This is a genomic window from Cupriavidus sp. 05T313 (assembly GCF_056396665.1).
On record NZ_JBFTLX010000444.1, the window covers coordinates 1 to 2,675 of the forward strand.

Below are 2,675 nucleotides of genomic sequence, written 5' to 3' on the forward strand. Positions count from 1 at the left end.
GCCGTGCGGAGCGCCCCCAAGGGCGGTCCGCACCCCAGCGCGACGCGAAGCGAGCCGTCAAGGTGTACCAGGCCGTATGGGGCGCCTCGTCGGCAGGCAAAAAGAGCGGAAAAGAGGGACCCATGTTTGAGTATCGCCTTAAGGCGATGCGAGTTTGGGTCCCGGCCGCTCTTTTTGTCTGCCGACGAGGGGGGGTCGCCCCATCCGGCGCGCCTTCTTTGCCTACTTTCTTGGAAAGACAAGAAAGTAGGTCGCCGCCCCGCAGGGGTGGTGAAACCGCCTTTGACTTTAGGGCTTTTAGGCTTTTAGGCTTTAAGTCTTTGACGCCAAGCCCCCCACCTCAATTCCCCGCATCCTCCCCCAACATCTGCGCCACCGACCCCGCCGTCCCCGCCGCACGCTCACCCAGCAACTGATGCAACGTAGTGAGCAGCTCATCCTCGTTATACGGCTTGCCCAGGTAGACATTGACACCGATCTCCGCAGCATAGCGGCGATGCTTCTCCGCCGTGCGCGAGGTAATCATCACCAGCGGCATATGCGCGGTACGGCTATCCGCCCGCACATTGCGAGTCAGGTCGAAGCCATCCATATGCGGCATCTCGATATCGACCAACATGGCATCCGGCATCATCTCCTGCAACTGCCGCAACGCATCCACGCCGTCCCGCGCGAGCGCCACCTGATAACCCGCGCGTGTCAGCAAGCGATGCGTGACCTTGCGCACGGTCAGCGAATCGTCCACCACCATGACGGTAGGCTGCGTGCCCAGGCCCTGCACCGGCGCGGCTTCGCCGTGTGAGAGTTCAGCCACCGCGCCCAGCAGCGCCGGTTGCGCCAGTTGCGCCGGTTGTTGCGCCAGGTAGGTGAGATCGGCGATCCGCGGACGCGCCGCCTCGCCGCGTTCGCGCACGAAGCGCTGCGCCAGCACCACCGGGTTGTAGATCAGCACGATCTCGCCATCGCCCAGCGTGGTCGCGCCGGCAATGCCTTCCAGGCGCGCCAGGTGCGGGCCGATGTGCTTGACCACCACTTCGCGGTTGCCGATCACTTCGTCCACGTGCACGGCGATGCGTTCGGCGCCGCTGCGCACCACCACCACCGGCGAATACTTCTTGCCCGCGGCAATCGCGGGCGTTTCCTCCAGCAACGTCCCGAGGTAATGGAACGGCACCGCGCCGCCGGGCACGTCGAGGCTGCCCTGGTTGTAGGCTTCGAGCAGCCCTTGCGAGCGCAATTGCTGGACCTGGTCGATCATGCCGCTCGGGATGGCGAACGGCCGGCCGCCCAGCGTGACCAGCAGCACCTGCGTGATGGCGGTTGTCAGCGGCAGGTGCACGGTAAAGCGGGTGCCTTGTCCGGATTGCGTGGCCAGCGCGATGCGCCCGCCCAGCGTCACGGTCTCGGCGCGCACCACGTCCATGCCGACGCCGCGCCCGGCAAGTTCCGAGACGCTATCGGCCGTGCTGAAGCCGGGGGCGAAGATCAGTTCCGTGAGCCGCGCATCGCCCGCATCGTCGTCCGGGGACAGCAGCTCTCGCTCGATGGCCCGCGCACGGATGCGGGCGAGGTCAAGGCCGCCGCCATCGTCGACGAAATGCAGCACCACCTCGTTGCCTTCCTGCTGCACTTCCAGCGTCAGCGCGCCGGCGGCCGGCTTGCCCGCGGCGCGGCGGACCTCGGCCGCCTCGATGCCATGCACCACCGCATTGCGGATCAGGTGTTCGATCGGGCCGGCCATGCGGTCCAGCACCGAGCGGTCGACTTCCACGGTGCCGCCCTTGATCAGCAGGCGCACGTCCTTGCCGGTCTCGCTGGAGGCCTGCCGCGCCACGCGGTACAGGCGTTCGGCCAGCGCGTCGAACTGCACCATGCGCGCCTGCATCAGGCTGCGCTGCAAGCCGCGCGTGAGGCGGGCCTGCGCATCGAGGTCGCCAGTGGCGCGGTCAAAGCCCCGCTGCAGGTTCTGCTCGACGGTTGCCACGTCGTTGACCGACTCGGCCATCATCCGCGTCAGTTCCTGGAAGCGCGTGAAGCGGTCGAACTCGAGCGGATCGAATTCCTGCTTGTGCTGGGCGTCGGCGATGCGCGAGGCCATCTGCGACTCCGCCTGGATCTCGATCTCGCGCAACTGGCCGCGCAAGCGCGCCACGTTGTCGTTGAGTTCGCCCAGGTAGCTGCGCATCGCATCCAGTTCGCTTTCCAGCCGCGCGCGCGTTGCGCCGACTTCGCCGGCGTCGGTGATCAGCGTATCCAGCGTGCGGGCCTGGACTCGCACCAGCGCGCGCTGGCGTTCGCCGGCGTCCGCTGCCGGCGCCAGCGCGTCGCCCGGCGCAGGCACCACGGGGCGCACGGGCCCGGCTTGCAGCCAGGGCTGTACGGCGGAACGCGCCAACGGCGCCGGGCTGCCCTCGCCACCACCTTGCGGGGCATCCTGTGGTGCATCTTGGGCGGGTACCGGCGTGCCGGCCATGTCCGCCGGGGCCCGCGCCGCCGGCGCGCTGTTCAGCCCGGTCAGGGCGTTGATCAGGTCGGCATCGTCCACCGGCAGCAGGCGGCCAGCCTGCAGCGCCTCGCTATGCGCGAGGATGCGGTCGTACCAGGCATACAGGCGCACGAACAAGACCGGCCCGACGCGATCCGCGCGCACGGCGGCGTCGAGCAGGGTCTCCATC

At 68.2% G+C, this 2,675-nt stretch carries 1 protein-coding gene; it reads right to left on the reverse strand.

What is annotated here, in order from left to right; translation table 11 throughout:
* Positions 1-340 precede the first annotated feature (340 nt).
* Positions 341-2,675 (reverse strand): hybrid sensor histidine kinase/response regulator (locus AC1DKD_RS40575; RefSeq protein ID WP_477144677.1); only part of this gene is annotated, 2,335 nt, incomplete at its 5' end.